We start from the raw sequence: 6,000 nt of genomic DNA, 5'->3' as shown, positions 1-6,000 counted from the left end.
GGTGGATGGCGCTTCCGCGCCGGCGCCGGCCGCGGCGGCCAGCGCTCCGGCGGCATCGGCAGCGGCAGTTGCCACCCCCGCCTCCGCGCCCGCTGCCAAGCCTGGCAGCGCTCACGACAGCGCGCCCCTGCGCGTGGCGGGCGACGTGCGCATCGTCAACCACGAAGCCGGCAAGCTCGACGCCGAGCGCCTGCCGGTGGAATCGGTGCAGGCGCATATCGAGGTCAGCGAGGCGACGCAGATGGTGCGCGACCTGCACGTGGCGCTGGCTGGCGGCGGCGAGATCCGCGGCGGGGGCGCGCTGCGCGATAGCCGCGGCGGCTTCGACCTCGACGTGCGCAACCTCGACCCGCAGGCCCTCTATGGCAGCCTGAAGCGCGTGCGCCTGTCCGGGCCGGTGAGCTTGCGGATGGAGCCCGGCCGCCAGAGCGTGGCGCTGGATCTGGCCGGCGGCGAGTACAAGCTTTTCGCCGACGCGCACATGGACGGCGAGGCGGTCACGGTGACCTCGCTGCGCGCCGGCATCGGCGCGGGCACGCTGAACGCCGACGGCAAACTGTCGCTCAAGGACGAGCAGCCCTTCACCTTCAAGGGCAAGCTGACGAATTTCGACCCGGCGCGCGTCGCCGAGGTGGCGGCGGGCCGCATCAATGCGGACTTCACCACCAGCGGCACGCTAGCGCCTGGGCCGCGCGTGGCGCTGGACTTCGCGGTGCGCGACAGCGTCTATGCGGGGCTGCCGATGCGTGGCGAGGGCAAGCTGCGCCTGGACGGCGAGCGCTTGCTGCCGAGCCAGGCCACGCTCGAGATGGCGGGCAACCAGGCCCAGCTCAATGGCAGCTTTGGCGCGCGCGGCGACCGCCTGAAGCTGCACGTGGACGCGCCCCAGCTCGACCGGCTCAAGTTCGGCGTGGCCGGCGTGCTCAAGCTCGACGCGGACATCACAGGCACGCTGGCGCGGCCCGAGATCGTGGCCAGCTATGACGCGAAGTCGCTGGTGGTCGGCCCGCACCACGTGGCCAGCGCCAGCGGCAGCGCCGAGTTGCGCGGGGGGGTGAACGGCACGCTCGCGCTGAAACTGAACGCCCGCGACTATCGCGGCCCGGTCGCCACGCTGCGCACGCTCGATGCCACGCTCAGCGGCACCCAGGCCAGCCACACCTTCGACCTGAAGGCGGCCGGCGCGTTGCACGACAAGCCGATGCAACTCGCCTTGTCGGGGCAGGGCGCCTGGCAGGGGGCGGCCGGCTGGAAGGGCACCATCCTCACCCTGGAGGAGCGCGGCACGGTCAACGTGCGGCTGATCGCGCCGACGCAGCTGCAGGTGGCGGACCAGCGCGTGCGCCTCGGCGCGGCCGGCTTGCAGTTCGAGCGCGCCCGCGTGACTGTGGATAGCTTCGATTTCGACCACGGCCGCATCCGCACCCAGGGCAACCTGGATGGCCTGCAGATGGCCAACGTGCTGCGCCTGGCCGAGGCCTTGACCGGCGAAGCGCCGCCGGTGCGCTCGGACCTGGTGCTGGACGGCCGCTGGAATATCACGCTGGCCGAGACCGCCTCAGGCTTTGCCGAGCTGCGCCGGCGCAGCGGCGACGTCTCGGTGAGCGCCGGGCGGGGCTACACCACGCTGGGCCTGGGCGAATCCGTGCTGCGCGCCGAGTTTGCCGGCAGCCGCATCATCCTGAGGGGCGGCATCGAGGCCGCGCGGGTCGGCAAGGTGGTGGTCGATGCGTCCGCCGGGCTGATCCAGGAGCAGGGCCTGATGACGGTGACGCCGGCGTCCACGCTGGCGGGCAAGGTCGCGCTGGATGTGCCGAAGATCAAGTCGCTGGAGTCGCTGAGCGGCCCGCAATACGCGTTCGATGGCAAGCTGGCGGCAGTCCTGCAGCTGGCGGGCACCGTCGGGCAGCCCCTCGTTACCGGCACGATCGACGGCACCGGCATCGCCATTACGCTGTACGACGAGGGCATCCGGCTGACCGATGGCATCGTGCACGTGGTGCTCGACCAGAACACCATCGAGCTCAAGCAGGTGGAGTTCCGTGGCGGCGACGGCAAGATCGTGGCCACCGGCAATGTGAAGCTGGGCGACACCGATCCCAACCTGACCGGCAAGATCGTGGCCGACAAGCTCCAGCTCTTTGCCAGCCCCGAGCGCACGCTGATCATTTCCGGCGATGCCAGCATTGCCAACGAGAACCGGCAGATCGTGATCCGCGGCAAGTTCCGCGTGGATCGCGGCTTGTTCGACCTGCCCAAGGCCGGCGCCCCGGAGCTGGGCGACGACGTGGTGGTGGTGCGCCGGCGCGACCAGCGCGAGATCAAGACCGCGGCCACGCCGGTGCCGGAGGCCAAGCCGGCCAGCCGCTTCAGCCCGCTGATCGACCTCACGCTCGACCTTGGCGACAATTTCCGCTTCCGCGGCGCTGGCGCGGACCTGCGCCTGGGCGGGCAGCTTGGCGTGCGCAGCGCGCCGCTGACGCCGCTGCGCGCCACCGGCACCATTCGCGTGACCGACGGCACCTATGAAGCGTTCGGGCGCAAGCTCAACATCGAGCGCGGCATCGTCAATTTCAACGGGCCGGTGGACAATCCCAACCTCAATATCCGTGCCATGCGCCGCAACCAGGAAGTGGCGGCGGGGGTGGAGGTGACCGGCACGGTACGCCTGCCGCGCGTCAAGCTGGTGTCCGAGCCGAATATGCCGGAGGAGGATAAGCTGTCATGGCTGATGTTCGGCTACGGCGCGGAAGGCGCCGCGGCCGGACAGCAGCAGCAACTCAGCGCCGGGGCCCTGGGCGGTGCCGCGCTGGGCATGCTGGGCGGGCGCGCGGGCAAGGGGATCGTGCAGCATCTGGGCATCGACGAGTTTTCGATCGGGCCCAGCACGGCCGGCCTTAACGACCAGCAGGTGGTCAGCGTGGGCAAGGCCGTGACCGAGAAGATCTCGGTGGGCTACGAGCAGAGCCTGACCAGCGCCAGCAATGTGGTCAAGCTGACCTGGGCATTCTCGCGGCGCTGGTCGCTGATTGCCAAGGGCGGCTCGATCAACGGGCTTTCGGTGCTGTTCAACCGCCGCTTCGACAGTTGGGGTAATTTGTTCACGGGCGCGTCCAACCGCGCCGGAACCGCGAGGAGCCAGACCGATGCCAGCCAGGATACCGACAGCATTGCAACGGACGCAGCGCCGGCCAGCAAGCCGGGCGGCGCCGCCTCGGACGCGCCCGCGCCTGCGCGGCCCTGAGGCGCGCAGCGCCTTGATTTGCGTGCCCCCCACCTCCGCCACTGCCGCGTCTTATCGACGCCTTGCCGCCATGGGACTGATTTCCTCCGTGCTCGCCCTGTTCGGGTGCGACCAGCAAAAGGTCGACGAAGCCATGAAGAAGGCGGGAGACACCGCGCGCGCCACCTGGAACTCGGTCAAGCCCGACAGCCATCTCTTCAAGGGCATCGTGGTGGGCGAGTCCAGCGAGGAAGACGTGCGCCGCCAGGCCGGGCGCCCGGAGATCACCTGGGAAGAAGAGGACGGTGGCCGTCGCCTGGAGTACCCGCGCGGCCCGGAGGGCGCCACCACCTGGATGGTGACGATCGGCGCCGACGGCACGGTGCGCGCCATCGAGCAGGTGCTGACCGCGGAGAACTTCGCGCGCGTGCGCGCTGGCATGAGCCGCGACGATATCCGCCGCCTGGTAGGCAAGCCCACCAAGGTGGAAGCTTTCGCGCTCAAGAAGGAAGAGGTGTGGGGATACCGCTGGTGGGAAAGCTCGCAGGAGAAGGCGTTCTTCAACGTGCATTTCAACGCCGACGGCAAGGTGACGCACACCTCGCGCAGCGACGAGAAGCTGCAGGGCGGTTAGCCGGCGGCGGCGGTTGCGGTTGCCACCGCCGCCGCCGCGACTGCCGATGCGCTTAGGCGATGCGCTTAGCCGATGCGCATGCCCGGCACCGCGCCTTCGTGCGGCTCCAGGATCCAGAGCCCCGGCGTGGCCTTCTCATCCGCTGCCGATGCGGCCAGCACCATGCCCTCGGACAACCCGAACTTCATCTTGCGCGGGGCCAGGTTGGCCACCATCACGGTGAGCTTGCCCACCAGCTGTTCCGGCGTGTAGGCCGACTGGATGCCGGAGAAGACATTGCGGGTCTTGCCTTCGCCCAGGTCCAGCGTGAGCTGCAGCAGCTTGCTCGAGCCTTCCACCTTCTGGCAGTCCACGATCTTGGCGACACGCAGGTCGATCTTGGAGAAGTCGTCGATGGTGATGGTGTCGGCGATAGGCTCGATCGATGCGCCGCCAGCGTCCGCTTCACCGGCGGGCGCGGTGGCCTGCAGCGAGTCGCGGTTGGCGGCCAGCAGCGCATCGACCTGCTTGGCATCCACGCGCGTCATCAGGTGCGAATATGGCTGCACCGGGCGCGAAGCCGACAGTTGCTTGTCGATCGCGCGCCAGTCCATCGGCTCCACATTGAGGAAGCGCTCCACGCCGGCGGCCATCTGCGGCACCACCGGCTTGAGGTAGACGGTGAGCAGGCGGAAGGCTTCCAGCGAGACCGAGCAGGCCGCGTGCAGGGCCGCGCGCTTGCTTTCGTCGCGTGCCAGCTCCCACGGCTTCTCCGTGTCGACGAAGGCGTTCACCGAATCCGTGAGCTCCATCACCAGGCGCAGCGCCTTGCTGTACTCGCGGCCTTCATAGAACTGCGCCACCTGCGGCGCGGCTTCGCGCAGCTGCTTGAGCAGCGGATGGGCCAGCGCGGCCTCGTCCACCACGCCGTCGAAGCGCTTGACCAGGAAGCCGGCGGCGCGGCTGGCAATGTTGACGTACTTGCCGATCAGGTCGCTGTTCACGCGCGCGATGAAGTCATCGAGGTTCAGGTCGAGGTCTTCCATGCTGGCGTTGAGCTTGGCGGCGAAGTAGTAGCGCAGCCATTCCGGGTTCATGCCGGTGTCGATATAGCTCTGCGCGGTGATGAAGGTGCCGCGCGACTTGCTCATCTTGGCGCCGTCCACCGTCAGGAAGCCGTGCGCGAACACGTTGGTGGGCGTGCGGTAGCCCGAAAAGCGCAGCATCGCCGGCCAGAACAGCGTGTGGAAGTACAGGATGTCCTTGCCGATGAAGTGGTACTGCTCGGCGGTGGAGTGCGGGCCCACCCAGGCGTCGAAGTCGATGCCCTTCTTCTCGGCCAGGTTCTTGAAGCTGGCGTAGTAGCCGATCGGCGCATCCAGCCACACATAGAAATACTTGCCGGGCGCGCCGGGAATCTCGAAGCCGAAGTAGGGCGCATCGCGCGAGATATCCCAGTCAGACAGGGTGGAGGCCTCGCCTTCGGCGCCCAGCCATTCCTGCATCTTGTTGGCCGCCTCCGGCTGGGCCAGGTCGGCCACCCACTCGCGCAGGAAGGTTTCGCAGCGCGGGTCGGACAGCTTGAAGAAGTAGTGCGCGGAGGACTTGCGCACCGGCGTGGCGCCGGACACCACCGAGTACGGGTTTTTCAGGTCGGTGGGCACGTAGGTCGTGCCGCAGACTTCGCACGAGTCGCCGTACTGGTCCTTGGCGCCGCACTTCGGGCACTCGCCCTTGATGAAGCGGTCCGGCAGGAACATGTTCTTGACCGGGTCGTAGAACTGCTCGACCTCGCGCTCGGCGATCAGGTCCTCGGCTTTCAGCGACAGGTAGATCTTCTCGGAGAGCTGCTTGTTCTCCTCGGAGTCGGTGCTGTAGTAGTTGTCGAACGACACCATGAAGCTGTCGAAATCGCGCTTGTGCTCGGTCCACACGCGATCGATCAGTTCCTTGGGCGTAATGCCTTCCTTCTCGGCCCGCAGCATCACCGGGGTGCCATGCGTGTCGTCCGCGCCGACGTAGTAGACCTCGTTCGCCATCATGCGCTGGAAGCGCACCCAGATGTCGGTCTGGATGTACTCCACCAGGTGGCCGATATGGATCTGGCCGTTGGCGTAGGGCAGGGCAGAAGTAACGAGGATGCGACGTGCGGTCATGGAAAAAT

Annotated in this window: 3 protein-coding genes; 2 read left to right on the top strand and 1 reads right to left on the bottom strand. The window is 68.0% G+C overall.

What is annotated here, in order from left to right:
- A partial coding sequence (locus ACGLHR_RS10320; protein WP_400093638.1) for a translocation/assembly module TamB domain-containing protein occupies nt 1–3,244 on the top strand: 3,244 nt, incomplete at its 5' end.
- A 70-nt stretch (nt 3,245–3,314) separates the two neighbouring features.
- On the top strand, nt 3,315–3,857 hold the full coding sequence (bamE, locus tag ACGLHR_RS10315) for an outer membrane protein assembly factor BamE (RefSeq protein WP_400093637.1): 543 nt from the start codon (nt 3,315–3,317) through the stop codon (nt 3,855–3,857).
- Between the two features lie 65 nt (nt 3,858–3,922).
- On the opposite strand, the gene metG is transcribed toward bamE, so the two are convergent.
- Entirely contained in the window at nt 3,923–5,992 is a 2,070-nt protein-coding gene (metG, locus tag ACGLHR_RS10310; protein ID WP_400093636.1) for a methionine--tRNA ligase, read from the bottom strand.
- Nucleotides 5,993–6,000: the final 8 nt, after the last annotated feature.

Origin of the sequence: Cupriavidus sp. CuC1 (genome assembly GCF_044627735.1) — a bacterium.
Classification (GTDB): domain Bacteria; phylum Pseudomonadota; class Gammaproteobacteria; order Burkholderiales; family Burkholderiaceae; genus Cupriavidus; species Cupriavidus ulmosensis.
This window is presented reverse-complemented; position numbering and strand designations above follow the sequence as displayed.

Excerpts from the sequence above, each read along its gene's own strand:
- bamE (WP_400093637.1), top strand. The coding sequence starts at position 3,315 with ATGGGACTGATTTCCTCCGTGCTCGCCCTGTTCGGGTGCGACCAGCAA.
- metG (WP_400093636.1), bottom strand. The coding sequence starts at position 5,992 with ATGACCGCACGTCGCATCCTCGTTACTTCTGCCCTGCCCTACGCCAAC.